The 26584-nt window shown below is 46.3% G+C and carries 26 protein-coding genes and 1 pseudogene; 18 read left to right on the top strand and 9 right to left on the bottom strand.

Annotation, left to right across the window (positions count from 1 at the left end; all coding sequences use genetic code 11):
• The first annotated feature begins 364 nt into the window (after nt 1-364).
• Nucleotides 365-775: a hypothetical protein gene (locus AC2T0J_RS03425; RefSeq protein WP_489808782.1), complete on the top strand. Its 411-nt coding sequence runs from the start codon at nt 365-367 to the stop codon at nt 773-775.
• A gap of 74 nt (nt 776-849) precedes the next feature.
• Here the strand turns inward: AC2T0J_RS03425 and AC2T0J_RS03420 are convergent, their stop codons facing one another.
• On the bottom strand, nt 850-1383 hold the full coding sequence (locus AC2T0J_RS03420) for a CPBP family glutamic-type intramembrane protease (protein ID WP_489808781.1): 534 nt from the start codon (nt 1381-1383) through the stop codon (nt 850-852).
• Nucleotides 1384-1559: 176 nt separating this feature from the next.
• Here AC2T0J_RS03420 and AC2T0J_RS03415 point away from each other — a divergent pair, with 176 nt between their 5' ends.
• Nucleotides 1560-2603: an IS630 family transposase gene (locus tag AC2T0J_RS03415; protein ID WP_489808780.1), complete on the top strand. Its 1044-nt coding sequence runs from the start codon at nt 1560-1562 to the stop codon at nt 2601-2603.
• A 206-nt stretch (nt 2604-2809) separates the two neighbouring features.
• Here the strand turns inward: AC2T0J_RS03415 and tnpC are convergent.
• Nucleotides 2810-3427 (bottom strand): annotated as a pseudogene (gene tnpC / locus AC2T0J_RS03410) (IS66 family transposase); the annotation flags it as partial.
• Between the two features lie 102 nt (nt 3428-3529).
• A complete protein-coding gene (locus AC2T0J_RS03405; protein ID WP_489808779.1) occupies nt 3530-4885 on the bottom strand; it encodes a hypothetical protein in 1356 nt (451 codons plus the stop codon).
• Nucleotides 4886-5105: 220 nt separating this feature from the next.
• Between AC2T0J_RS03405 and AC2T0J_RS03400 the strand changes: the two genes are divergently transcribed.
• Genes AC2T0J_RS03400 through AC2T0J_RS03390 form a run of 3 tightly spaced genes read left to right on the top strand, consistent with a single transcriptional unit; the run spans nt 5106 to nt 7537 of the window.
• Nucleotides 5106-5372, top strand: a complete 267-nt coding sequence (locus tag AC2T0J_RS03400; protein ID WP_489808778.1) for a hypothetical protein — start codon at nt 5106-5108, stop codon at nt 5370-5372.
• Between the two features lie 10 nt (nt 5373-5382).
• The gene (locus tag AC2T0J_RS03395) at nt 5383-6843 is read left to right on the top strand and encodes a hypothetical protein (protein WP_489808777.1); all 1461 of its coding nucleotides are present in this window, start codon (nt 5383-5385) and stop codon (nt 6841-6843) included.
• Between the two features lie 25 nt (nt 6844-6868).
• A complete protein-coding gene (locus AC2T0J_RS03390) occupies nt 6869-7537 on the top strand; it encodes a hypothetical protein (protein ID WP_489808776.1) in 669 nt (222 codons plus the stop codon).
• Nucleotides 7538-7948: 411 nt separating this feature from the next.
• Here the strand turns inward: AC2T0J_RS03390 and AC2T0J_RS03385 are convergent, their stop codons facing one another.
• Together AC2T0J_RS03385 and AC2T0J_RS03380 are read right to left on the bottom strand one after the other, a co-directional pair.
• Complete coding sequence (locus AC2T0J_RS03385) at nt 7949-8866, bottom strand: IS5 family transposase (RefSeq protein ID WP_489808775.1); 918 nt, start codon at nt 8864-8866, stop codon at nt 7949-7951.
• A 33-nt stretch (nt 8867-8899) separates the two neighbouring features.
• Nucleotides 8900-9649, bottom strand: a complete 750-nt coding sequence (locus AC2T0J_RS03380; RefSeq protein ID WP_489808774.1) for an HNH endonuclease family protein — start codon at nt 9647-9649, stop codon at nt 8900-8902.
• Between the two features lie 600 nt (nt 9650-10249).
• Between AC2T0J_RS03380 and AC2T0J_RS03375 the strand changes: the two genes are divergently transcribed.
• Nucleotides 10250-11893 (top strand): methyl-accepting chemotaxis protein, encoded by a 1644-nt coding sequence (locus AC2T0J_RS03375; RefSeq protein WP_489808773.1) that lies wholly within the window; start codon nt 10250-10252, stop codon nt 11891-11893.
• Nucleotides 11894-11962: 69 nt separating this feature from the next.
• A complete protein-coding gene (locus AC2T0J_RS03370) occupies nt 11963-13270 on the top strand; it encodes an alginate export family protein (protein WP_489808772.1) in 1308 nt (435 codons plus the stop codon).
• Between the two features lie 129 nt (nt 13271-13399).
• Here the strand turns inward: AC2T0J_RS03370 and AC2T0J_RS03365 are convergent, their stop codons facing one another.
• From AC2T0J_RS03365 to AC2T0J_RS03355, 3 genes are all read right to left on the bottom strand, one after another.
• Nucleotides 13400-15268 (bottom strand): DUF885 domain-containing protein, encoded by a 1869-nt coding sequence (locus tag AC2T0J_RS03365; RefSeq protein ID WP_489808771.1) that lies wholly within the window; start codon nt 15266-15268, stop codon nt 13400-13402.
• Nucleotides 15269-15356: 88 nt separating this feature from the next.
• Nucleotides 15357-16532 (bottom strand): pyridoxal phosphate-dependent aminotransferase, encoded by a 1176-nt coding sequence (locus tag AC2T0J_RS03360; protein ID WP_489808770.1) that lies wholly within the window; start codon nt 16530-16532, stop codon nt 15357-15359.
• Between the two features lie 16 nt (nt 16533-16548).
• The gene (locus AC2T0J_RS03355; RefSeq protein ID WP_489808769.1) at nt 16549-16980 is read right to left on the bottom strand and encodes a hypothetical protein; all 432 of its coding nucleotides are present in this window, start codon (nt 16978-16980) and stop codon (nt 16549-16551) included.
• 380 nt (nt 16981-17360) lie between these two features.
• Here AC2T0J_RS03355 and AC2T0J_RS03350 point away from each other — a divergent pair, with 380 nt between their 5' ends.
• Both AC2T0J_RS03350 and AC2T0J_RS03345 read left to right on the top strand, forming a co-directional pair.
• Nucleotides 17361-19718, top strand: coding sequence for a TonB-dependent receptor (locus AC2T0J_RS03350; RefSeq protein WP_489808768.1), 2358 nt, complete (start codon nt 17361-17363; stop codon nt 19716-19718).
• Entirely contained in the window at nt 19718-20941 is a 1224-nt protein-coding gene (locus tag AC2T0J_RS03345; protein ID WP_489808767.1) for a dipeptidase, read from the top strand. Before AC2T0J_RS03350 ends, AC2T0J_RS03345 begins: the two co-directional genes overlap by 1 nt.
• 89 nt (nt 20942-21030) lie before the next feature.
• Here AC2T0J_RS03345 and AC2T0J_RS03340 read toward each other — a convergent pair whose 3' ends face one another.
• On the bottom strand, nt 21031-21204 hold the full coding sequence (locus AC2T0J_RS03340) for a DUF6435 family protein (RefSeq protein WP_489808766.1): 174 nt from the start codon (nt 21202-21204) through the stop codon (nt 21031-21033).
• Between the two features lie 226 nt (nt 21205-21430).
• Between AC2T0J_RS03340 and AC2T0J_RS03335 the strand changes: the two genes are divergently transcribed.
• The 9 genes from AC2T0J_RS03335 (at nt 21431) to AC2T0J_RS03295 (ending at nt 26406) form a co-directional block, all read left to right on the top strand.
• Nucleotides 21431-21907, top strand: coding sequence for a YHS domain-containing (seleno)protein (locus AC2T0J_RS03335; RefSeq protein WP_489808765.1), 477 nt, complete (start codon nt 21431-21433; stop codon nt 21905-21907).
• Nucleotides 21908-21912: 5 nt separating this feature from the next.
• A complete protein-coding gene (locus tag AC2T0J_RS03330; protein ID WP_489808764.1) occupies nt 21913-22239 on the top strand; it encodes a thioredoxin family protein in 327 nt (108 codons plus the stop codon).
• 13 nt (nt 22240-22252) lie between these two features.
• The gene (locus tag AC2T0J_RS03325) at nt 22253-22543 is read left to right on the top strand and encodes a BufA1 family periplasmic bufferin-type metallophore (protein ID WP_489808763.1); all 291 of its coding nucleotides are present in this window, start codon (nt 22253-22255) and stop codon (nt 22541-22543) included.
• 20 nt (nt 22544-22563) lie between these two features.
• A complete protein-coding gene (locus AC2T0J_RS03320; protein WP_489808762.1) occupies nt 22564-23463 on the top strand; it encodes an MbnB/TglH/ChrH family RiPP precursor modification enzyme in 900 nt (299 codons plus the stop codon).
• Nucleotides 23460-24212 carry an HvfC/BufC family peptide modification chaperone gene (locus tag AC2T0J_RS03315; RefSeq protein WP_489808761.1) on the top strand — a complete coding sequence of 251 codons (753 nt, stop codon included), beginning with the start codon at nt 23460-23462 and terminating at the stop codon, nt 24210-24212. Before AC2T0J_RS03320 ends, AC2T0J_RS03315 begins: the two co-directional genes overlap by 4 nt.
• Nucleotides 24213-24414: 202 nt before the next feature.
• Nucleotides 24415-24966 (top strand): acyloxyacyl hydrolase, encoded by a 552-nt coding sequence (locus AC2T0J_RS03310; RefSeq protein ID WP_489808760.1) that lies wholly within the window; start codon nt 24415-24417, stop codon nt 24964-24966.
• Nucleotides 24967-25046: 80 nt separating this feature from the next.
• Nucleotides 25047-25538, top strand: a complete 492-nt coding sequence (locus tag AC2T0J_RS03305; RefSeq protein ID WP_489808759.1) for a TlpA family protein disulfide reductase — start codon at nt 25047-25049, stop codon at nt 25536-25538.
• The gene (gene nrtS / locus AC2T0J_RS03300) at nt 25538-25747 is read left to right on the top strand and encodes a nitrate/nitrite transporter NrtS (protein ID WP_489808758.1); all 210 of its coding nucleotides are present in this window, start codon (nt 25538-25540) and stop codon (nt 25745-25747) included. The genes AC2T0J_RS03305 and nrtS overlap by 1 nt, the downstream gene beginning before the upstream one ends.
• 62 nt (nt 25748-25809) lie before the next feature.
• Nucleotides 25810-26406 carry a TetR/AcrR family transcriptional regulator gene (locus AC2T0J_RS03295; RefSeq protein WP_489808757.1) on the top strand — a complete coding sequence of 199 codons (597 nt, stop codon included), beginning with the start codon at nt 25810-25812 and terminating at the stop codon, nt 26404-26406.
• Nucleotides 26407-26584: the final 178 nt, after the last annotated feature.

Below are 26584 nucleotides of genomic sequence, written 5' to 3'. Positions count from 1 at the left end.
AACCCTATGAATTCGTGATGGTATTGGTAACGGCTATGTGTCAGTTTGTTGGCATAACCAGTGGAGAAGCCTATTGAATTTAGTATTCAACGAATGATGGACGTCGATACATCGAAATTCATGGTCTCGACAAGTAAGCAGAGCTGGCTCTATCCATTAATGGGTCGAGTAATACACGACACGGATTCTGAATAAAAACAAGCCTGAAATTGGGCAGTGAATTACCAGTCAAGATATGCCAAACAGATACACCCTGACAGGGACAGGAAAAACGGATGCTTAAATTATGGATTGGTCACGGTTAATCCTTAATGTTCAACCTACGAGTGCCTATTAGAAGGCAAAGAGAAAAGGAAATCTAAAGATGAAACTCGCCAAAGAAAATCAAGCGTTAATCCCGGTGGTTGATTTAACATCAAATACGCCAAGCGTGTATAATTCCACTAGACGCTCGTTTATAAAAAGGTCTGTGCTATCAGCACTAGCACTGCAGTCGCAATTGTTTATATCCGCGGGTGCGCAAGCTGCAAAAAAGAAGAAAAAGAAAGGAATTATCAATGATATATATATTGCAGGTGCTGCATTTTTAGCATGGATATTAAATGAAGAGGATGAAGCTCCAGCAGATGGTGCAGTGGGAATGGGAGCTGAAGGGGGTGTAATAATTATTACACCTTCTCAATGTATACAGTGCCAATCATGTACCGTCGAGTATACGGAAGGAGGGGATGTGATCGCTCTCTGCCCAACGGAATGCTTTACATTACAAGAATAATACTGATTTTTTTTAAGGCGATATAGATATATCGCCTTTCGCTTTGGCAGGTGGAATGAGTTAGATGCTACCCCTCATATTGAGTATTCACCGCTAATTATAAGTAATACAGTGACTAAATAATTATGAAAGGAGTGAACAGCTATCGGCATGATGACTGCTATCAACTTGTGCCTTGGATACCAACTAGTAAAAGCAAAACCAAGGTAAAAACCAGAAACAGCCACTGATAGCGCAATTGCTCCATCTTCAGGTACATGCATTGCCACAAACGCAAGTATTGAGATAGTCAGTTGAACATAAATATTACCTTTCAACCATCTTACGACGCTTATCAACAAAACCTGAAAAATAAGAGACTCGTATATTGGGACTATTAAACCTACTACCAAAAGTAATTTTGTTAAAGGCCAATCTAAAAACTTATCAACTTCGAGGGAATCAGCAGTGCCCAAAGTAAGATCCCAAAGATAGACTATAACCAAACTAATTACTACCGACTCAACACTTGTACGCCAACAAAAATGCCAAGGCGTCATAGTTTCAAGATTTCTGAAATGACGTGTTACATAAGAAGTAATATTCAATTTAAAACATTCCATGCTCATAAGTGTTAATCCATTAAATGATTGGTAAGTTCATGAAAATTAGATAGATGCAGTGGAAAAACTAACATGTACTAAATAACTGTTCCTAAGTGTAGATCACCCCATAGGGGGAACTCAGTGTGATTTCTGCGATCAGATCAATCGCCAAAAAGAAATTACCGAGAACCACACTGAGCATGAACAGAATATCATTGATTGACCGGGCTGAGCGACGCCGTTTAGAGAAAATCGTTCAACGCAGTAAGGATAAACGCTTTAGTCGTCGGGCAAATGCTGTGCTATTGGTTCACAAGGGCCAATCCCGTAAGCGTGTTGCACTATTGTTGAGTGCAGCACGTTCATCGGTCAGTCGCTGGTGCAAGTGGTATGAAGAATCAGGCATAGACGGTTTAAAAGATGCAGAGCATGGCAAACCGGCTTATTTGCCGGGTGACATTATAGTGCAGTTACTCTTCTTGCTGATTCTATGGACCCCACCACAAGACCTAGGTTATCAGCGTAGCCGATGGAGTTCGGAATTACTGGCGAAGGTAATTCATGAGAATACCGGGATCCGTGTACACAGCTCGACTTTACGACGGTGGATGCCAGAACTCGGTATTGTTTGGCGTAGAGCGGCGCCTACTTTGCGGATAAGAGACCCGCACAAAGAAGAGAAACTGGCAGCGATTAAAGCGGCGCTAGATAAATGTTCTGCAGAGCATCCGGTATTTTACGAGGATGAGGTGGATATCCATCTGAATCCCAAAATAGGTGCGGATTGGGGATTCAGAGGAAAGCAGCGGTTAGTGCCAACGCCGGGACAGAATGAAAAATACTATCTGGCCGGAGCGTTAAATACCGGCACAGGGAAAGTGCTTTACGTGGGTCGACACTCAAAATGCTCAGAGATATTTATCCGGCTAATGGAGCATTTAAGAAAAACGTACCGGAAGGCAAAAACCATCACGCTGATTGTAGACAATTACATTATTCATAAAAGCAAAAAGACGCAGGCATGGCTAAAGCAGAATCCCAAATTTACCTTGCTGTTCCAGCCAGTCTACAGCCCTTGGGTCAATAAAATTGAAAAGCTGTGGCATGCGTTGCATGAAACCGTAACTCGCAATCATAAATGCACAGAAATGTGGCAGTTGTTGCAAAAAGTACGGCGATTTATGGAGACCGCATCGCCATTCCCAGGCAACCAGCATGGATTGGCTAAGGTGAAGCAGAGTTAGGATCAATTATTTAGTGTGATTGCCAAGGGATACTGACGGTATAATTACCAAGCGATTTTGACGTAATCACACTATCAATGTTGCCGTGCTTCGGCAAGCCTTGCCAATCGTAACTCAGTGGTATTCATGTTTTCCCTCAGTCAGATATTGCGAACGCCGTTAGCGTGTATGTCGACGTTTCCTGAGTATCCGTCCGGCAATACCACCTAGCGCTTATCAAACTGCCATGGTAGCAGTTGCTCGATATCGGCGTCGGGCTTGCTGACTTCATCAAGGCATGTCATTACATACTCGAACACATTGAGGTCGTTGGCTTTTGCGGTTTCAATGATGCTATAAAGCACCGCACTGGCATTTGCGCCCGTGGCGGTTTGGCTAAACAGCCAGTTTTTTCTGCCGATGACGAACGGTTTAATCGCGCGCTCAGCGCGATTATTATCTATATTCAGTAATCCATCGAGTGTGTAGCGTGCAAGCTTTTCCCATTGGTTTAAGCAGTATTGTATCGCTTCACCTAATTTGGTTTTCGGCAGCACCTGTTGAACCGATTTCGCTAGCCATGTATGGAGCTGATTGAGTAACGGCAGGCTCTTTTCTTGTCGGGTGAGGTAGCGTTCTTCCACCGTTTTATCTTTTAACTGGGTTTCGATGCGGTAGAGTTTTTGGATGTGATTGAGTGCCCAATCCGCTTTGCCACTGCCTTTTTTACCCGCGCCTTTCTTCGCTTCCATAAACTTACGGCGGGCATGTGCCCAGCACCCGACGAGTGTGGCTTGCGTTTGCTCGTAGCCTTGATAACCATCCACTTGTAGGTAACCGTTAAAAATCATTTTGGTCAAATGTTGAGCAGTTGTGTTGTTTGTATTTTGACTCTAAAAAGTACATATCGATTAGTAACGTTAACATGCATTAACGTCTCTATTTTTTTAAATATTATTTACTAGAGAACAGCGCGTGTCTCCTAATTCTCTAAAAAAATCGAAGACTTTTTTTGCCTCTGGAGATTTGCTTTTTTGTAAATTATCGTACATTTCATTAAGGCTTAAATAGTAATTTAAACCACGTTCTCGCATGAATTGAATGGACTCAGTTTCTGATAAACTTTGTTTATAAACTAATGCTTTTACTGCGTATGGCCTCACTGCAGTATTGTTAGCTCCTTGAGAAAGTGACGATAAAATGCCTTCGAATATGTCATCATCTCCTAGGCTTTTCCTACAAATTAGATGCATTACATCTGGGTCTAATCCAGAATCTATGCGGTCTGAAGTTTTTCCCGATATTATTGATTTATTTAGTGCATATTGCTCAGCGGCAATTGTATATCGTTCTAAATATAAGGTGACATCAAAGTGACTCTTGTTTCCAATACCCAAGAAATGCCCTCTAAACTGAAAGCGAGGACCATCTTTATCCTTGATGTTTTTAACATTAATCTTTGTGCGCATTACTGCAGATTTCATAAAAGGCATCTGCAGAGTATGTGATATCCGCATAGCGGCTCTAAAGTATCCGCGGATCTTCCCGTCTAAATTTAAACTAGGATAGTATATTGCGTAGACTCCCTCATATTTAGAAAGCAACTTCTTTGTTTTTTCTTTTTCCATAAAGAATCCTCGCCCTGGTCCCATGTTTGAATTAACTACATCATCAATTGCTTTTATACATTCAAACCTATGATTGGAAATAGAATCGATTTCATCTATCTCGTCATTCTTAAAGCCTAATTTAAATTGAGCCAAGTTGAATAGATGCGACTCTAAATCTATGATTTTATTGGGGTTAATTTGTTTTTGGCGAGGGAATAGAGCATACATTTTTTCACACTTTGGATTTAAATCTTCTAAAGTTAGTATAGATAACTGCTTTAAGCATTCCCCTTCCGGAACTTCAAGCATTACTTCGCGAAATGTCCATAGACATATAACAAGCTCAATGAGTGTTGATTGCAAACAAGGTTTATACGTGACTGCATTCTTTGCTAACGTTTGTCTTGATATTCCAAAAATTAGCCGTATTGGCTCTCCAAGCTTTTTTACTTTAAGTTGCGAAATGTAATTTGGTTTTATCTTCAATATATTCGCAATGTGTAACATGGGCTCGTATTCCATACCACATATCTCATTGCGCCTACGATAAACTGCATCAACTATCTTAGATTTTTGCTCTTTCTTCAAGGTAGTGAATACTTTGTAATATTTGGTATTTTTTGATAGGCAAAGTGCGAAAAAATTTCGATTGAACTCTGATGCTGGGATCTTTGTATTTGACTTGGGGGACATGTCTCACAATCCTTTACGAAACGCTACCAATTTACATTGTAATAAGTTCTTGTTACTACTCTAAGAAAAGTCGTTTACTTTTTCAACAAAACACTATTTCTTGTCACGTTTTTTGTTTTATTGATTTACGAGCCTCTCCCTTTTGCTAATTATCTAGATAAGTCGCGAAGTCTAGCGGCAGCTTCATAATGTTAATATCTAACCTTAAGAGGGCTGAATTATGGCGGAAATTATTCCTTTTTTACTGTTTACAGGCGTCGTGGGCTGGGGAGCTTTGAAAATTTTAGAAGGGCTTTTTGTGGTAGCAATCAAGGCATTTAAATTTTTCGGGGCCTTACTAATTGCATTTATTCCAGCTTTGGTAGCGGTAGTAATATCAGATTTTCTGCTTGCTTCGACAGCTGCACAAGCAACCGCGCAGCTAGCAATAGGCACGGTTGGAATCGGCGCAGTTGCACAAAGCATCTTCGAAAACCAAATTTCATGAGAGAAAGAATATGCAGGTTAAACTAAAATTAGCCTGCATTCTTGCATGTGTGGCGATTTTCATGTGCAAGGATGTAAAGGCCGAACAATTTGTAATAAATGGTTGCAACTTCTCTGTTTATGAAGTGCAAATGTATGTCTTATCTTTCACTGTAAATGAAAGCAACATTAGCAGTGCACGAGTTGCTTCGGGTGAATGCGTTTCATTGAATAAGCAAATACCTGAAAATTCCTTTCAAGATGCAATTCATATATATTCTGAGCCAGTCAAGACTGACCCTATTTACCTATATCTTCAATCAAAACACTTTTATCGCTCATTTTGGCAAGGTGGTCCAGCAGAATGGGGGGGCGACTCTGAAACGGGTATAAGTATATGTTCGAATGAACATCGAGATTACTTCTATACTATTATTGATGCCTCCTGCGATCCAGGTGACGTAACGGTTACGTTTTCTTCGCCACTGACTTTTGATCGAAATCATGCAAATTATATGGTAGCAGATTTCGCTATTTGTGATGCAAGTGATGATATCGATTGTAAGAACGCTTCGTTTGAAAATCTATCTCTATGGTCGCTAAACCTTCATCATTCACTTGTCAGAAGATTAAAAGCGATAGAACTACAACGTAAACGGCTAACAAAAATTTTAGCTACTGATATCGGCGTAAGGCTTAATGATACTAATGGTATGTTCAACCTTGGTATTGAAGTATCTGAAATTAAAACATATTCAAGTTTGTTAGGAGGGACAACTTCTCTTGAAGTAGGCGATATAATAACCCAGTTTAACGATAAAATGATTTACGGCCAAGAACTACTAGTTAGTATTCTGGATGCTGCGAATCAAAAGGGTATTTTGACCCCTATAGAGATCACTTTTCTTCGTGATGGACAGTATTATTCTACAAATGTCTTTCTATTTTTTGACGAGAACATTTATCAATCGGTGTTTCAAGACTCTACTGGTAGCTGTCGGTTTCCGGTTCAATCGCTGCTGGTATCGGGTCTTAACGAATATCTTTTCTATTTACAAAATAGCGGCTCTTGTATTGTTAATAGCCTGAAGCTGGAACGATATGACAATCAAGAAAGTTGTCAGTTTGAACGTAAACAACTTTATGGAGCGCTTCGTCAATTTTGTCCGCAGTCTTCTTACGTTGGAGAGATTCTTGGCGGTGTAAGTTTTATCGGAAGAAATTCAGTTGAAAAACTAATAGGAAACGTTTCTTTATTTTCGAACAGAAAACTTGTTAACCGCATAGCTAGAGCTGCGTTATTGGAAGGTTCTGAAGAAGCATTGAGAACATTGTTTACAGTTCACCCTAGTAGTTCCACGGACGCCATTTTAAAAGAAATGGGCGAGCGTGGGCGCTTCCAAGCAATAGTAGGCGTCGGATATCAATTAAATTCGAAGCTGACTAGTGTTGCACTGATACCAGTGTTATTTCATAGCTATGAAGCATTGTAGTTACTTAAATACAGAGGATAAGCAAATGAAAGCAAACAGAAATTTGATTCGCACTATTTCAGTAGCTGTAGCTCTTGTTTTTTCAGGTTACTTAAACGCTGCTACACTTAAAGGTAACGGAGGTTCCGGTGTAGGAACTCCTCCTCCGATTACTCCAAAGCCTGCTCCAATCCCTAAACCACCAATTCCACCAAAACCTGCTCCAGGCCCCAAGCCTGAATCACTACCATCGAGTACGAAGAAGAGTGAAGTATTAACTACATCACCATCTGTCAATATTGCAGGAGCTAAAAACAGCGGAGTTCAATTACCTAGTACGAGTAAACAATTCAATCTAAATGCTAAGCCTTTACCCGACAAACAGGCAAAGGAAATTAAAAAGTTCATCAAAGGATCAAATACGCCAAAGGACGTTAAGGCCACTGAAGCTTATGCGAAATCGGGTCTAAATGGCATGCCTACAAACAAAGTGATTACTCAGACAAGAAAGCCTAACGGAATAGTGAGAACCGAGGTTGCTGTTGGTTCTCGTATTAACATAAGCGGTACTCAATCGAAAAAAATATACATTCGCGATTACAACTCCAATGGAGATTGGACCGGAGGTAAAAAGGATATACGGAACTCTAACGTCGGTACGATCGAGAGCAAGCCGTACAAAGAATTTATGGATAAAAGCAATTCAGTTGAATAGAAATCTTGTACTAAAGGCCTTGGGAGAGGCCTTTATGATTTAGTGTTAATTCTAACCGAAGTAGTAATAGTCTGAAATGGCGAATAATTTATTTTTATGTGAGAAATAAGTGACGTTAATCAACATTAACAGTTACTAATATAAATTTATAACTGCTTTCCTCAGGGAACAAGATCAAACTCAAATTCGTATATACATATTTTTGATATGCCAACTGACGTTTCTTTATCATAACTCTCGGCAAAAGGAAAAATTATACTAACTGGCTTTTTCATATAGCTTTCTTGTTGATAGAGAAGACCTATACCTAATGTTTGAGCTTTGGTTGACAGCGGGCAAAGGTAGATATGTTTGTGGCGTTGTTGATCAAATAATTGCCTCTATCCCTTTGTTGTCAGGCGGTCCAGCCAATTAATCAGTTTCCTGACGAACAGGCATACCAAGCCCAAGCACCTTGTTGATTATCTTAACTCCGATTAACACTTCCGCCACCTGAGCATCATGACATCGCAGGCTCAATCGGTTGCTGACTAAGGTTTTGTATCGATACATCGCGGTTTCTGACAGCGAGCGTTTGTGATAACCACTTTTCTGTTTCCACTCTGCTAGCGTACCCGCTTTCTGTGCTTCTACCGCTTCGTTACGAGGATGACCTTCTTGCCAGAAGCCCGCATTTCTTCGTGGCGGGATAGTGGCTTTTGCTTTCTTCTTTTGCAACAACTGATGGCAAGCTCTGGTATCGTATGCACCGTCAGCACTGAGCTGGCCTATCCTACGTCGAAGCGGGTTCAACAATACTGGCAATACCTGATTATCGCCGACATTTTCCAAACTCATCTGGGCGGCAATCACTTCGTGCGTGTCGCTGTCCACTGCAACATGCAGTTTGCGCCAGCGACGCCGTTTCTCTCTTCCATGTTTATGGGCATGCCATTCGCCTTCGCCATAGATTTTCAATCCTGTGGCATCCACCACAACATGCGCTATCGGGCCACGAGAGCGTCTTTTATAATTAATCTCTACCGTCTTTGCTCGCTTGCTCAGACAGCTATAGCCGGGTGAACGGCAAGGCACATCCATCAACCTGAAAATAGAATTTAAAAAGCCCTCAGTTGCACGCAACGGCAAACTAAATACCGCTTTTATGGTTAGCGCTGTTTCAATAGCGATATCAGAAAAAAGAAACCCTCGTCCCCGACCGCCATGGTGCGTTTGGCAATGCCAACCATCAATGGCTTTATCATCTATCCAGAACACTATCGAACCGCGATTGACCAACGCATTGTTGTACGCAGACCAATTAGATATCTTACTTTTCGCCTTACCCATTCTTATTCGCCACGAGGAAATATTACGATCTGATCAGGTAAACGCCGCAAAGTTCAATTTAGGCAACAACGCCCCGGTTAAAGCACAAGTGGATAATTGCTTATTCATTACCCGGTTTTCCTTGGCTTTAAATGTTAGCTGGTATTTACGTATTACCTGCTGAAAGCGTTTGAGATACTGGCAACGAAAGCCATAATTGGCGGGCATCCATTCGGTGGGGCCCTTTGCTCCTTTTGAGCGGTTAGCTGAAAGGCTCACAGCAATCACGTTCAGGGTATCGTTCGCGAAAGCGGCTCTGACGTTCTCAGGCCATTTATTTGCGCCATGTTCATAAGCCCATTTGAGTGGCACGATGTGGTCGATATCGAGGTCATCATCATCGGTAAAGGTATTGTTAGTATATGGGTCGTACCAGCGGCCACTGGTTACCTGACATCCCGCGGCATCGGCAAATGCCACCGGAATTTCTGATTGCCGGATCAGCGTTTCGGCGCGGGTATCGCGGCAATTTTCATCTTCATCCAGCCAGTGTGGGAACAAGTCTCTGTTATAGTCATCCGAAATGGTGGCCCTGGGAGCAGTGATATATCCGGAATAAGCTTTGCCTCCGGCCGCCAGACAATTTTGCATATTGCTGTATGCCGTATAATTGCGGGTTAGCTCGTACCATTGACTGTTCTTGTCATGACATAATCCCGAGCCGGAACGTTTTACAACCTCTACGGCGAAGGGGGCACTAAAGGGCAGGCAAAGCAGCCACAGCAAAACAACAAATTTAATCATGAAAAAGAGATACTTCGCTCAATACTGCTTCATTACCGGCTACTGTAATTTCAGGCCAGTTTAGTTTCAAGCGCAATTCACGCGCTTAGCAGACTTTCCTTTGATTTGAAGCTAACGTTGCGTAGCCTGTATCACATCTAACGCAGTGGCCTGCTTAGCTAGTTTTCTGGTTTATCCACCATTTGAGTTTCTTCAAAATTTAACCCTATATTGGGTCGGTGTTATTCACTCACAAAGAGAAGAAAAATTAGGTATAAAGTATACTTTGTGGTATATGTCTAACGGGTTCTTTCTGCCCTATTCACCTTCAATAAGTATAAACGGTGATAATTTCTATTTTCCCTTTTATCTATTGGATATTGAGGAATTTTAAGGTCCTATGGCCGCGTTTTCATTCTTATACGAAAGGTTAAAATGTCTTAGTTCTGCACAAATTTTCGTTGACAATCGGCGAATAAAATTCATAATTCGCGTCAAATATGCACATTGTGACAAATGTGACATTGGGTGCTTAGGTGTAAGGATGTGTTGTTTTTTGCAAAATAAAAATAATATGCCACGCTTTGAGCAGGTATAGCGTTTGTGAAGTTGAGGCGGCCCATGATTGATTTCAGCCAGTTCTCCATAAGAAGTAAGTTTGCTCTCCCTCTCGTCGTCGTAACAGCGTTATTGTGTGTTGTAGCGGTGATTTCTGTTTTGTCTCTTAGTAAGCTGAGTGACGACTCTGAGCAAATCGCCAAGCGATATCTGAATGCTGTCACTCTCACTCTTAATGCCGATCGGGATTTATATCAGGCGCAAACAGCCTTGCAGGACGCTATTATACGTGCAGGCATGCGCGGTCAGGCCATCGAGGCTGAAATAGCAGACTTCAGAGATAACGCTCAACAAGCCCTCGACCGCATGAGTCAGGCACGCAGCATTGTGCAGGGGGGCGTGGCGAATGTGGGTAGTAGCACTCAATTCAAAAGTGATTTTGACAACTGGTTTAGTGATGCTAATGAAGTCGTGTCGCTGGTGTCGGCTGGCGATATTAAAGGTGCTAATGCACTGCGTTCGGCGAGTTTAATTAATCATTTTGAGCAGGTCAGAAGCCATTACGATACCTTTGGTGAGGCGATGAAAAACGCTGCTGATGAACTTGCTGCCGATATGCAATCATCATCACAAAACAATCAGTTCATGTTGCTGCTGGTGCTTGTTATTGTGTTAATCGTAAGCGCTTTATCCATTATGTATGGCCCACGGCTAGTGACTGATCGTCTGAATACGCTGATCGATGTAATGCGCGATATCAGTCAGGGCGATGGCGATTTACGCAGCCGCCTGAACAGTAGCGGCAAGGACGAATTGGCAATCCTGGCAAAAACCTTCAACCGCTTTATGGAAAACCTGCAGGAATTGATTGTGGTGATCCAGCAGGATACTGAAAACCTGAAAGCTGCCGCAGCAAATTTAAATGATGCCTCCAATACCGTAAAGTCTGCGTCGCATCAGCAGAATGACAATCTCGATCAGATTGCTACGGCGGTTAACGAACTGAGTCATGTGGTGGCAGATACTGCCCGTAACAGTCAGGGCGCTATGGGAAAAGTCAAAGTCGCTTCAGAAATCAGTACGTCTTCCAGACAAGTGGTCAGCGATTCGGTCAATAATGTGTCGAACCTCTCTGCTTCCATTCGTAATGCTAACGACGTGATATCCAGCCTGGCCAAAGACTCGCAGAACATTATTGCGGTGCTGGATGTTATTCGTGGCATCGCAGAGCAAACTAACCTGCTCGCACTGAATGCTGCCATTGAGGCTGCTCGTGCCGGTGAGCAGGGGCGAGGCTTTGCTGTGGTGGCTGATGAGGTCAGAACGCTGGCGAGCCGCACCCAGCAGTCAACCGAAAATATCAACGAAATGCTTGGTCGCCTGGAGCACAGTGTGAATGATGCAGTAAATGCAATTGAGCGCGGTGCCAGTGAAGTAGACTCTGTGGTAGCCGTTTCTGAACAGCTGGCGAGGGCTTTTGATCAGGTAAACGAAGCGGTCAATGATGCCAACGAAACCATTTATCAGATAGCTGCTGCCACCGAAGAGCAAAGCCAGGTGGTAACGGATATCAATACTAATGTCACCAACCTCAATACCCTGGGTCAACAGAATCTCAAAACCATCGAGAATACCGGGGATATTGCCGGCAGTGTTAACGGCACCGTCCAACAACTGGGGCAAAAAGTCAGTCGTTTTAAAACGTGATGTAACTGACACCAAATCACATCAAAACCTACGTTCTAAATTCCCAGGTGAGAGAAACCGGAGACACCTATGAAATCACTGTATGTAAAATTTGCCAGCATGCTCAGTGTGGCCTGCGCTGCTTCACTCCTGCCACCATTAGTGTTGGCTGAGTCGCCCACTTTTGATGTGTCAGGGCAGTGGGCCTTACGTTATGAAAATATCACTAATCCGTTATTCCCGACTACCGACGACCGCTTCAATCAGCATAACCAGCGCGTCTCCTCAAAGTTGCAGGTAAAAACGGTAATGAAATGGTCGCAGTTCGAAGCCGTCGGCGAGTTAGCCGATTCCCGGGTATATCTGGACAATGACGATCCTACCCTTGGTCGTTCGCAGGTCAACACTCTGGAGCCTGTGCAGTTTAATTTCTCATGGCTTGGTAATAGTCAACATGACGGTGCCCTGAACATGCAGAAGCTCAGTGTTGGGCGGTTTATGCTTGACTTTGGTAGCCGTCGGGTGATTTCCAGCGGGTATTTTCGTAATGCCATGAACACCTTCGATGGTGTGGTGAGTGAATGGCAATGGAACGATTGGAATGTGCAGGGCGTTTATTTACTGCCGGTGACTCGCTTACCCGGCGATGCAGCAAGTATCGATGCTAATGAGCGGGGCTTTGATAAGTCGTATTCAGAACGGGCTATTTACGGTGTCTATGCAAGTTCTGCCAATAAAACCTGGCAACTGCAAACTTACTGGTTTGACGAAGAAGATGGTCCGGGATTGAATACTGCCAACCGCGAATTTTTAACTGTTAGTGCGCACTACACCTTACCGAAAGACACCAAATGGCGTGCCGATGCAGAGGTCATTGTGCAATCCGGTACCCGTCATCAGTCAACGTCGCCCAGTGATGTCACCGAAATCGACCACCAAGCCTGGTTATTCCACGGCGCGTTTGGTCAGATGGTTACCGAGGATACTTCCCTACAGGCCATCGTTGATTTAATCAGTGGTGATAACAATAGCAGCGATGGTAAAAATACTAACTTCGACACGCTGTACGGTGTACGTCGCTTCGACTTCGGACCAACGGAAGTGTACCGCACCATGCCGCGACGTAACCTGGTATCACTGGGTCTTAAAATGGTGAGTAAATTTACCAACAAAGATAACCTGCTGATTCGGTATTTAAATTTCAGCTACCAGCAAACCCCGGTGGGGAGTGCCAGTGATATTGGTAATCAGGTTGAATTTCGCTGGCGTCACCAGTTGCTGCCTAACTTCCGCCTTGAACTTGGTGGCGCATATATGGCCAAAGGTGATGCGTTTGCCCAAGGCGATTACCCGGACGACACCGTTTATGGGTATACCGCCTTTTTATTAAAATTCTAAGCGAAAGGGGTTGTTGCTGGCGCGTGGGGATTGCAATCTGGCATGGTTAAACAATTAATGGTTGCCACTTCCAGTGTAGCGGTAATAAAGCCGGCAAACTACGCCGGCTTTATTACCGCTGCTACGAAATTAAGCGGCTTTTTCTTTAGCAATCCAGTTATCTACCATACGTTCTAAAATAGTAAGCGGCACTGCGCCGCTGCCGAGGATCACATCGTGGAAAGCGCGGATATCAAATTTTTCGCCCAGCTCGGTTTCGGCTTTCTCGCGTAGCTCGAGAATTTTCAGCATGCCAATTTTGTAGGAAGTGGCCTGACCAGGCCAAACAAAATAGCGCTGAACTTCGGCTTTTATCGCGCCATCAGAAATGGGCGAGTTATCTTTAAAGAATTGGTTTGCCTGTTCTTCTGTCCAGCCTTTGGCATGGATGCCGGTATCTACCACCAGACGGATCGCGCGCCACATTTCAGAGACTAAGCGGCCGAAATCAGACATGGGGTTCTGATAGCCGCCCATTTCCTTGGCGATCAGCTCCGCATACAACGCCCAGCCTTCGACATAGCTATTAAAAAACGACGTGGTTCTGAATTTAGGCACGCCTTCCAGTTCCTGAGCAATGGATATTTGCATATGGTGACCGGGGTTGCCTTCGTGGTAGGCAATCGCCTCCATTTCGTTCTTAGGCATGGTTGTCATGTCTATCAGGTGGGCATAGTACACACCCGGTGTGCTGCCATCTGGCGACCCCGCAAAGTAATGCTGAGGGGCGCCAGCCTGCTCGCGATAGGGCTCTACCCGCTTCACGACCAAATCGGCTTTAGGCAGAATACCGAAAAACTCCGGTAATTTTTCGGCAATGTTCTCCAGAAAGGCGGTTGCATCGTCAAGGTAAGCCTGTCGTCCTTCGTCCGTATTCGGATAATAGAAGCGTTCATCGGTGTTATCCGATTTAATGTAGGCAAAGAACTCTTTTAATGTGCCATCGAAGCCTTCTGCCTGCTTAATTTTTTCCATTTCAGCCAGAATACGGTCTACTTCGTTTAAACCAATCTGATGAATTTCATCGGCAGTTAAATCGGTAGTGGTTCGTAATGCCAGGGCCGAGTTGTAATAAGCTTCGCCCTGAGGGAGAGCCGATGCTCCCGTTGCCTGGCGGGAAATGTTAGGCAGGTCATTTTCAAACCAGCTAATCAGTTTGCCATAGGACGGCATGACTTTATCGAGCAGTGCGGTCTCGGCTTCCTCAATAAAGGTTGCCGCTTGTTCTGTTGTGATCTCGCCACTTTCCTCAAGGGCTGCCACCTTGGTTTTCACATCCGCCAGCAACGAGGAGTCCTGGTCGCTGTCAGGTTCAAAAGGCTTGCCTGAAATAATCGCTTTGCTTTGTTTGATAACGCCCTCGTAGGCAAAGTACGGTGCTTTAACGCCTTCATCTGCATTAATGGCAACCCGGCTGGTTAATTGCTCAACGGCCCGGCCAACGCCTTCCAGCCTTGAAATATAGGCGTCCATATCCGAGGCATCGGCGACTTTGTGATAATTGATCAGCAGGGTTGGCAGCATGGACTGCATACCATTCATTTGCGTGAGTACGTAGGTACGGCGGCGGAACTCAGCCTGTTTTTTGGCTTGCTCAAACTGAAACATCCAGATGTCGTAGGATATTTTGGTGTCTTCATCTAACTTGCTGTAATCAAAATTAGCTGTCAGTTCGTCAACGGTTGCAGCCATCCATTGCAGCCGTTTTTCCTGACCTTGCTCCGACATGTCATCAATCTGGTCGTAGAGATCCTTGCGGCCAAGGCGGGTCATCATCAGCGGAGAAAACTGCAACTGTTGTTCGTATTTCTCTTCAAACCAGGCATTCAACCGTTCAGATTCACTAAGCTGGGCGCTCTCGGCCGTGGTGGCAGGTTGTGAAGCTGTATTGGTTTGTGGTGCTTCGGAACAGGCGGTCAGCGCAAGCGCCACCGCACTGAGTAAAAAGAGTCGTTTCATGGTGTAAGTCCCTGGATAGTGGTTAATTATAATTGCTTTCTCTACCAGTAGACCCTGATGAGGGGCTTATTTCAATCCCTTCTGTGGATTAGAGTTGTTTCAATTTGTGCGTAAATGCTTTGATCCTCGCCAGACTTTCATGCAACAGCGCTTCCGACGTGGCGTAAGACAGCCTGACATACTGACGGTCACCAACCACACCAAAATCATTGCCGGGTGTCATAGCAACATGGGCTTCATTAAGTAAGCGGTCACAAAATTCCATGGCTGACATACCTGTCTGGCTAACATCGATATAGACATAAAATGCACCGTCAGGCTTGACCGGAACGTTTAGGTCGGCGTCAGCCAGGCCTTGCAGAACAATTTTACGCCGTGATAACAAGGATTGCCGCCTTTGTTCACAAAGCGCCAACGTTGATGGCGTAAAGCAGGCTAAAGCCGCAAGTTGGGCCGGTGTGGAGGGGCAAATATATAAGTTTTGCGCCAGTCGCTCGATCACTGCCACCATGTCGTCCGGTACGATCATCCAGCCTAGCCGCCAGCCGGTCATGCCAAAGTATTTTGAAAAACTGTTGATAATAATAGCGTCGTTATCAAACGACAGCGCCGACTGCGGCGGACCGTTGGTATCGTCACTCAGATTTAAATAAATTTCATCGATTATGCGCCATGCACCACGGGCTTTGGCAAACTCGCACATTTGCGCGAGATCGTTGGCAGATACTGCTGTTCCAGTGGGGTTTGAAGGCGTGGCAATCATCAGCGCCCGGATCGTCTTATGCCAGTGCTTTTCAACCAGCGCAGGAGTTAACTGAAAGCGATCGGACGCCGACGTGGGTACCAGGTTGACTTTACCGCCGAACGTGGTGACAAACTGACGATTACAGGGATAAGAGGGATCGCCTACCATCACTTCATCACCTGGGTTTACCAGTGCGGCACATACCAGTAGCAGCGCCGCTGAGGCACCAGCGGTTACCACTACCCGTTGCGGATCGATTTCCAGCCCGTGCCGGGTCTGGTAAAACCCTGCAATAGCTTCACGCAGACGATAGTCGCCAAGTGCACCGGTGTAGGGTAACTGATTTTCTGCAACGGCCTGCTGCATGGCTTGTTGAACCGCTGGCGGAGCACCAAAGTCGGGTTCACCAATGTTTAAACGAATAACGCTGTGTCCGGCGTTCTCAAGCGCCGTGGCTTTCTCGCCAAAGGCCATTGCATAAAATGGGGTAATGGCTTTGGCCCGGTCAGAATACTGCATGAGACTCTCTATTGTTTTAGTGTAACCAACCAGAACGAACACCTCGCTGGCTGATTAACATCACAAGTAACGATATACTGGTGACGATAACAGGCATTACCACAATGCCCCAGCCCATAATGCTGATGGTATCAATCACCACAAAATTATAATACTGCTGCACAATCACGCCGGCGAACGAGATAACCAACACCGGGAAAGCGGCTTTTTTGCCCAGCGCCAGTAAAACAGAGCCAATTAAGCCGCCAAAAACGGCCAGGGCGTAAGCGCTGTATGTCCATACCGGGATATCCCTGTAGACCGCCTGTTGCGCCTCAGGAAGTTGGGCAATCATTTCCGGCGTCATCATAATCTGACTGAAAAATGCCGCCACGCCAATGCCATTCCATAACACCATCAGCCAGGCAAACACCTTTACACCAGTGGACATCTGTTTTGTGTTATTCATTCTGACCCTATTAAACGTTGCGTTGCGGTAACAGTTGCTCTCATCACTATACTTGAATTTTAAGTGATAGATAACGAATTATACCTTGTTATATTTTCGTCTAAAGTGGTGCAACTGGTCAGTTTTTCGTCACAAAAAATGTGCAGTCCTGATTATTACCCGGGAATAGAATGTTAAGTAATTGTATTAAAGATACGGTATACGATATCTCTTATGCAGACTGTCGGTTGCATCGGGTGATTTATCCCAAAATAGCCGTCGAATCAGTGAATTGGTACAGGGTTTGAAACGCTTGTGTGAATACCGCCTAAGGAAGGGCGCAGAACAACAACACGGTCTCGAATGCAAACTCCCTGAAACAAGACTGAGAAAATAACGATATGGCACAAAAACACACAAGCAACACTTTTTCACTTACCCTATTGGCTGGTGGGGTTATTGGTCAGCTAATGCTTGGAGCTCAGGCCAGCGCACAAACCAGTGACGAAGCCGAAGCACAAAAAGAAGAGAAAATCGTCGTCGTTGGCCGTCGTATTTCACAAACCGACATCGCCATAGGTACCGATGAAGCGACCAACACCCTGGCCGTTACCCGCGATGAGCTTCTTTCTGCTCCGTCAGGCATTTCAGGTCTCAAGATGTTGGAAAATTTGCCAGGATTTAACGTACAAACTGATGGCGCGCTGGGTCTTTATGAATTTGGTAACTCGGTACAGGTTCGGGCTTTCCAGTTAAGTCAGATGGGTTTTGTACTGGATGGCATTCCCATGGGACGTTCAGACGCTTTTGGTGGGAGTCCTATTTTCCGATATGTCGACAATGAAAACCTTGGCGCCGTTATCGCCTCACCGGGTGCCGGCGATGTTTCGGCACCAACTTATGCTTCACTGGGCCCTATTGCGTCTTACAGCACCGTTCGTCCATCTGAAGACATGGGTGGCATGGTGGCCGTCACTGTGGGTGATTTCGACTTACAACGGACCTTCGTAAAACTGGAAACCGGCGATATCGACGGTTTCAGAGCGTATGTCAGTCGCTCTAAAACTGACAGCGACCTGTGGCGTGGCCCCGGTACGATTGACCGGGAACATATCGAAGCTAAAGCGTTGTATGAGTTCGGTGACAGCTACATCCGTGCCACCTATGTTGCCAATGATTTCTTTGACTACGATTCACCGTCTGCACCAGCGTCTCAATTTGCTGACGATTACTACTACAGCTATTTGAGCAGTATTCCTGAAGGCTGTGTTGAGCCCAAGCCTGGCGTGTATGACTTTAATGGTGATGGGACGATTAATGACGAGGATTTTACACCGGTATTTACTGGTTCAACTGGCAAGGATAGTTGTACCCTTTATTACGAAGATCGCATCAATATCCGCGACGATAAACTCTATTCATTGGGTTTTGGTACCTATTTTACCGAAGATATAAAGCTGGATGTTACCGCATATTATGAAGACAAAAACGGCTATGGTGTGTCACCAGACACTTATGAAAATACGTTGAGTATTTATAAACGGCAAGTGGCAGCAGGACTGGATGTGGTGCATCCACGCGGTGTGCAGTATGGTTTATCCACGGTGGGCGGAGAACGTGAAGGTTTAGTTGCCGGCCTGACCTGGTTTATGGGCGACCATAAAATTGAGTTCGGTGGCTGGATTGAAGACGACACTTATAATCGCACCCAGGCCCGTCTGAATAAAACCGGTGGTAGTGCCGACGGTGATGTGATTACCGATGAGGTCGCTTATTACCGTCGTGACTACACGGCAGTGCGTGATACTACACAGCTGTATTTAAAAGACAATTTCAGCATGATGGATGACAATCTGATGTTGGAAGTCGGCTTTAAATCGCTGTCTATCGATTACTCACTGGATGGCTATCGCGATTACGATGATTACGAAATTAACAGCCAGCCGGGTTACGGTCCGCAGTCGGTTGAAGCGGATTACAGTGATAACTTCCTGCCGATGGTAGGTGCGGTATACCGGTTAAATGATACCGACCAGATCTTCGCCTCATTCGCGCAAAACTACGCGTTGCCAGCCGGCACCGATGATATCTTTGATAACGCGGTACCGTTTGATGCCCCGGCCCCTAAAGGGGAAGAGGCCGATAACTACGAAATTGGGTTCAGAACCAACCGCGAAACCTATAATGGTGCAGTTGCCTTATTCTATACCCGCTTCGACAATCGCTTAATTGCCAGCAGTGTAATGAACCCGGCAACGGGACAGCCTGAACCTTTTTATGTTAATGCCGGCGCGTCTAAGGCCTATGGGATTGAGTTAAGCGGAGTATTCCAGCCCGAAGTGTTTGAGCGCGAGCTGTACTTCAACGCAAACCTTTCTTACAAAAAAGCCGAGCTGGTGGACGGCTTTGGAGGTAACCCGGCTGGCAATCAGTTACCGGATAGTCCGGAGTGGCTGATGACCGGCGGTGTAACCTACGAACCAACCGAATGGCTGGTGGCTAACTTCTCAGCCAAATACACCGGCAAACGCTACACCGACTTCGCCGAATCTATTGAACTGGACAGCTACCTGGTGGCGCAGGCCTATGTAGACATCGGCGGTCCTAACAACTTTGGTATGCCTGAAAATATGCGTCTTCGCTTTAATATCGACAACGTGTTCGACAAAGAAGTGATGTCCTTTGGCTTTACCGATTCGACCTATGGTCGTCCGCTTAGCCCACGCACCTTCCAGGCAACCCTGACGGTAGACTTCTAATGAAAACAAAAATTAAACAAACATTGTGCGCGTTAGCTGTGGCTGCTTCATGCAGTCCGGCTCTCGGGGCTGCCGACGCGGCTAAACTGCATGATTCGTTGGTGGTTATGGATACACATCTCGATACGCCTGCGCTATTAGTGCAGCCAGGTTTCGACATTATGCATTCGCACACTGTTGCTGACGATTTCTCCCAGGTCGATGTACCACGCATGAACAGCGGTGGACTGGATGGCGGTTTTTGGGTGATCTATACCCCTCAGGGACCAGTGACCGAAGCGGGATTTAAATCATCCCGCGACACCGCATTATTGCGCGCAATGGCGATTCACAAAATGGTTGCCGCTAATCCGGATACTTTCGCGCTGGCAACCGAACCGGAAGACGCTAAGGCGATTGCAGAGCAAGGCAAAAAGATTGTCTATGTCAGCATGGAAAATGCGTATCCGCTGGGAGAAGACCTGAGTCTGTTGGAGACCTTTTATAAAATGGGTCTGCGTATGGTAGGACCGGTCCATTTTAAAAATAACCAGTTTGGTGACAGTTCTACGGATCCCGATGGCCAGAAATACGGTGGTCTTTCGCCGCTGGGTAAAGAGCTGGTGAAAAAGGCCAATGAGCTGGGCATTATTCTGGATGGCTCCCACGCCCACGATGACCTGTTGGAAGACATGATTGAGTTATCCAAAACACCGGTGATCCTGTCGCACTCCGGTACCAAAACAATTTATGACCACCCACGTAATGTGGACGACAGCCTGCTTAAAAAGCTGGTTGAAAGTGGTGGGGTAATTCATGTTAATGCCTATAGCTCTTACCTGAAGGAGCTGCCTCAGGACCCGGAGCGCGCTAAAGCCTACGGCGAGTTGTTCCGGCAAATGGGTAACCTATCTCAAATGAGCGAAGCTGAAATTGCAGCGCTTAAGGCTAAGCGCAAGCAAATTGATATGGAACACCCTGCGGTCAGAGCGACCTTTGAGGATTACATGGAGCATTTCCTTCATATCCTTGATGTCGCCGGGCCAAAGCATACTGGCGTTGGTGCCGACTGGGACGGCGGTGGCGGGGTTGAAACCATGATGGATGTGGCCGCTCTGCCCAAAATCACCGAGCGCTTACTGGCTGAGGGCTATACCGAAGAAGATTTAGCTGATATTTGGGGGAATAACGTGCTGCGCCTGTTACAACAGGCAAAAGACTACGCACAATCCCTCAAGGAATAGTTTTTATTGCTTGTTCTCCGTAAAAACAGCAATGCGGGCACACTTCGGTGTGCCCTTTTTATTTTTATCACCTGGCCGCGTGAACCGGTTTAGTTTGTTTTCTCCGTTTCCTCTATCTTTTGCCATAGCGCTTCTGCATCAGCAGTGAGCATTGAATAGGTTTTAATATCGCCATTACGCTGGGCGTGCATGGCCTTCTCGAGTAGGGCGGAATGCTGCTTACGCAGTTTTGCTGTCGGGTCTTTCTTGAATAGTCCAAACATTGAATTTGCCTGTTAGATTTTTCCCTGGGTTGCTGCTGTTAACGCAGGTTAGATCATTTGGGATCAACTAAAACATAAAGGCGTGGACGAATAGCGCCAATTTGTGGCGCATCGGTTTCCTTACGCTTCGTCAATTTCCTTACCTTATGTATCACAGAGAGCAAGCAATACATAAACGGCTTTGCTATCTGCCTGTTTAATTTTTTATTGGTTTAAGGAAACGTCTATGAAAATTTCACGATTCGTCAAAATGGCTGGTTTAGCTGGCTCTATTCTGTTTAGCAGTCTGAGCTTTGCTTCAGCGGTAAATATTGCTGAAAACGATGTGGCCATTCACGGCTACGACCCGGTGGCTTACTTTACCCAGCATAAAGCGGTTGAGGGCGCTGCTAAGTACACCGCGACTTATGAAGGTGCTATTTACCGCTTCAGCAGTGCTAAAAACCGCGACATGTTTAAAGCCAATGCGGCGAAATACGCCCCTCAGTTTGGCGGCTACTGCGCAATGGGTGTGGCCCTTAATAAAAAGCTGGATGTCGATCCTGATGCTTTCTACATCGAAGACGACAAGCTGTATCTCAACCTCAACAAGGCTGTCCAGAAAAAATGGCTGGAAGATGTACCGGCAAACCTGAAAACCGCTTACCGGGTTTGGGATGGCATTGAAGCCTTATCGGTTGCCGACGCCAACGCTGAGGAGTAAGCGCAATGGATGCTGGTACTAAGGTCATTACGGCTAACGGTCATCAATACCCTGAACCGTTGGTGATGCTGTGGTTCAGTGCCGTATGGTGTGGCCCGTGTAAGCAGATTGCGCCGGTCATCAACATGATTGAGCAAGGCTACGCCGGCACCGTGAGAGTGGTAAAGGTAGATGCCGAAGAGGATTTTGAGCTGGCCCACCGCCTCGGCGTGCGGGCGGTTCCGACCCTCATCCTGCTTGATCACGAAAAGCGGCTCGATACCAAAGTGGGATCGGGGAGTTACGCTGAGCTCACTCAGTGGATTGATTCACATATTAATTTAGTTGCTTAAAGAGGTAATAACTATGACTAACAAACGTACGATTGCAGCGGCAGCCTTAGCGATGGCTTTAACCTCAGTGGTGGCTGCACCGGTCCAAGCAGCTGGCAAAGAGAAATGTTATGGCATCGCGGCCGCCGGTCAGAACGACTGTGGTAACCTGGCAGGCACCCACAGCTGTGCTGGTCAGTCGACTATGGATAAAGACCCGGGCGAATGGAAACTGGTAGCCAAAGGAAGCTGCGAAGATCTGGGCGGCATGCTTAAAGCCGAAGCGAAAAAACGTTACGAAGCTGAAAAGCGCCGTAACAGTTAACCTGCAGCAGCGGAGGAATAATGATGGCGGCTTTAAAACCACTTAGTCAGGCTCCAATCAGCCCTGCTCCGGTGGGGGTTGGTTTACGTCACGAGCACTATTCGGCGGCTTTATCGCAGCCATCACCTGCGCTTGATTTTATCGAAATCCATGCCGAAAACTTCTTTGCCGAAGGTGGTGCGGCAAGCCGGTTACTGGATCAAATTACCGAACATTACGCGGTGAGCATTCATGGTACTGCCATGGGATTAGGCTCAGCCAGCGGAATAAATGGCCAATACCTGAAAAAGTTTACTCAACTGGTCAATCGGGTGGATCCGGTGTTGGTCTCCGATCACGCCTGCTTTACATGGGGTGAAGTGGGGCAGGAACCGGTACACAGTGGTGATCTTCTGCCGCTTAAGTTTGATAACCCCACACTGGATATCCTGTGTACCAATATAGATACCGTGCAGCAGGCATTGGGCAGGCAATTGCTGGTAGAAAATATAGTAACTTATCTGCCGTTTGCACAGGGTGATTTCAGTGAAGCAGAATTTCTGGCCCGGGTCGCCGAGAGAACCCAATGTGGCTTGCTGGTGGATTTAAACAATATTCTGGTTAATTACCGGAATTTTTCCCATGGCAATCCACTGTCCCTGGCGTGTGATTGGCTGGCACAACTGCCAGCCAACGCGGTCAGGGAATTGCACCTGGCCGGCAGTTCTCAGGTAGGGCCGGGAATGCTGATAGTGGACGATCACGGTCAGCCGGTATCGGATGACTGCTGGGCATTATTCCACGAAGCCCATGAGCGGTTTCCCCATGCCGCTACCCTGATTGAATGGGATAACAATTTACCCTCCTGGCAAGAGTTGCTGGAAGAAGCGCATCAGGCTCGGTGGCGAATGGATATGGTGACATTAGAGGTTGCCAAATGAGTAGCCGTTTACATGCTGTGGCAGATTATCAGACAGCGATGTTAGCCGACATCATGTCTTTTACTGGCAGCGCTTATGATTCGGGGATTTGGGTGTATCAGCAAAACCTGCAGATGACCGCGGTGCGCAGTTTGAATGTGACTTTTCCGGTGTTGGCGACCATGCTGGGTGAGGAGGCACTATACGTGTTGGGCCGTCGTTTGTTGGGGCATGAAAAGCCTTGCAGCGGTGACTGGGCAGACTGGGGCAAAACCCTGGCGGCATTGCTGCGAGAAAGCGAATTGCACGCTGAGCATCCTTATCTGGCTGATGTGGCCAGTTTTGAATGGGCTTTTCATCGGGCTTCGCGAAGCCGGTGTGCGGCGCTGAAAGCCGAAACCTTGACTCGTCTTACACAGTGCGAACCGGATGATATCAGGATCTGCTTGCAACCTTCATTAACGCTGGTCAGCAGTCGGTTTCCTGTGTTTGGCCTATGGCAATTACATCGTTCTCAACAGCCGGGGCGTGCTCCGGGTAAAGCTGAACTGGAGGCTGTTATGCATACTGAGGAAAGTGGTTGTTACGTCATTTCACAGAGTAGCCTGACAACCCAGGTGAATGTGATTCATGCCGAAGCGTATCAGTGGCTCGAGGGGGTGCAGCAAGGTATGACGCTGGGGGCACTGATTGATGTTTATCCTACGCTGGATTTTGCTCAATGGCTATCCTCAGCGCTGAGAAATGAATGGGTGACAGGCCTTAACTGACACCTGTAAGACTCCTGTCGGGGGCAATCATTGTCTCCTGCTTTTGGCGGTGTTCCACTACACCGCCTTTTTTTTGCCTGTTGGCAACGCGTGCCCGGCTGTCTGATTAATGGATAAGTTTTCCATACGGACGGGCAATTTCAACAGCAGATTGCACTCTACACTTGCGGTCACTTACTTAACCCTATTAACGGAGATTTACGTGACCTCTTTACTATTAAACTTACGGCGGTTCGGACGGAGTATCGCGGCCGTTGCCATCACTCTGTTTGTGTCTTTGCACGTTCAGGCGGCGTCTTTGGCCGTGGATTATCTGCGCGGAGAGGGTGATGTGGAAGGCATTAAAGTGGCCTACCAGTATTACCAGCAAGCTGTGACAGAGTATACAGATGACCTGTATTTTTATGTGGAAACCAGTGTCAATTTCTGGGAGTACGGTGTTGAGCGGCAACATGACACTAACTTTATCGTAGCCTTGTCGCCGGTACTGCATAAAACCTTTTTTCATCGTCCACAAGGACGCTTCTTTGGAGAGTTTGGCATTGGCTTATCGTTACTTGATGATACTGCCTTTGCCGGAAAAGATGTCAGTACCCATTACCAGTTTGAAGACCGCCTGGGACTGGGTTATGAGTTTGGTCGTGAGCATCAGTACCGGGTCGCTCTGCGCTATTTTCACTATTCCAATGGCGGCGTAAAAAAGCCCAATCCCGGGCTGGATTTCATTAGCTTATCGTTTGCTATGCAACTCTAGCGCATTTCCCGGGTAGAAAGAAAATCAGGTTGATCGCGGTCTTACCAATCACAAATGTTAGTTTCAAAAGTAGAGTTATCATGCAAAACACCAAAAGCCGTTTAATTGGCATTATTCTATTGCTGCTTGGCGTTACAGGGCCAACTGTGGCTCAGGAGCATAAACCTGCTGTGCAGCAGGCACCTTATTTTCACTTTAGCGGGCTGAATGGTGAATCCTTTGATTTTCCGGTACCGCGCGCAGATAAACCCACTTTGCTGTACTTTTGGGCAACCTGGTGTCCATATTGTAAGAAGGCGACGCCCAGGGTCGTAACGCTGCATGAGCAATTTTCTGAGCAACTCAATGTGCTGGCAGTGAATGTGGGAATCAATGATTCAGTAGCCAAAGCGCAGCAGTATATGCGCGACTACGATATCCACTTCCCGGTGGCTTTTGATCACGAAAGCCAGATTAGTCAGGCTTACCATGTGTTTGGTACACCGGTGTTTGTTATTGTGTCGCAGAGCGGGCAGATACTGTACCGGGGCCATCGTTACCCTGAGGGTATTGAACAGGCGCTGACAAACTAATGACTACTGCGCGCAAAATGCCATCATGGAGTGAGTTAACCGGAGCGCTAAAAACGGCTGGCGTAGTGGGGAGTGTGCTGTTACTGATTAATCAGTACGAAGCGGTGATGGGGGCGGCTGAGTTTAATTTAATTAAGGCCATACTGAGTTATTGTGTGCCTTTTTCGGTGTGTTTATATGGGCGCTTAAGCCTTGCAAGTAGCCGCTAGTAAGCCCTTTTGTTTGTCTGTAATTGGTGTATACTGGTCTGTATACTTGATGAGGTGGCAATATGACGCAGGGCCGTAAAAGCAAGCGGGAGCATTTGGTTGAAACCGCGCAGCAACTGTTTTATCGCGAAGGCATTAAAGGCACGGGTATCGATACTGTGCTTGAGCATGCCGGCGTAGCCAAACGCACGCTGTATAACCATTTTAAATCCAAGGATGAGCTGGTTATTGCCACTTTGCAGCGCCGTGATCAGGAATTTATGGCCATGCTCAAAGCCGGGGTTAAGAAATTTGAATCTAAGCAAACTGGCGACCCGGCATTCGCCCGAGTACTGGCTTATTTTGATGCCATCGAAGAATGGACCACCTCAAAACAGTTTTCCGGCTGTATGTTTATTAATGCATCGGCCGAATACCCGCGCCAGGACCATCCCGTGCATGTAATTTGTGCCATGCATAAGCGCCTGGTGATCCAGTATATTGAAGAGCTTATGTCAGGGTTGGCGTTGGCCGAACCCCATGAGTTAGCGGTGCAATTAGCCGTGCTGACGGATGGCGCAATTGTTAATGCCCATACCACAAGTAATCGCAATGCGGCCCAGGTAGCCAAGCAAATTGCCGTATCATTACTCACCCTGCATACTCAGGCGGCGCATTAATAGCAGGCGCCGCGCCAGCAGCAATTTTCATCAATCAGGAATAATCATGCTTATCAGGGCCCGCATACTGATGGTTATCCTCTCAGGTTTCCTTGTTACCGCATGTACGCTGCCGGGTCACCGCCAGATAGTGAACGGTCTAGGACGTAAACATTGTAATTGAAGCGCCGGATAAACA

Source organism: Alteromonas sp. ISO5 (assembly GCF_058105165.1).
Note: the sequence above shows the minus strand (reverse complement) of the source record. Positions and strands in the feature narration are given on the sequence as shown.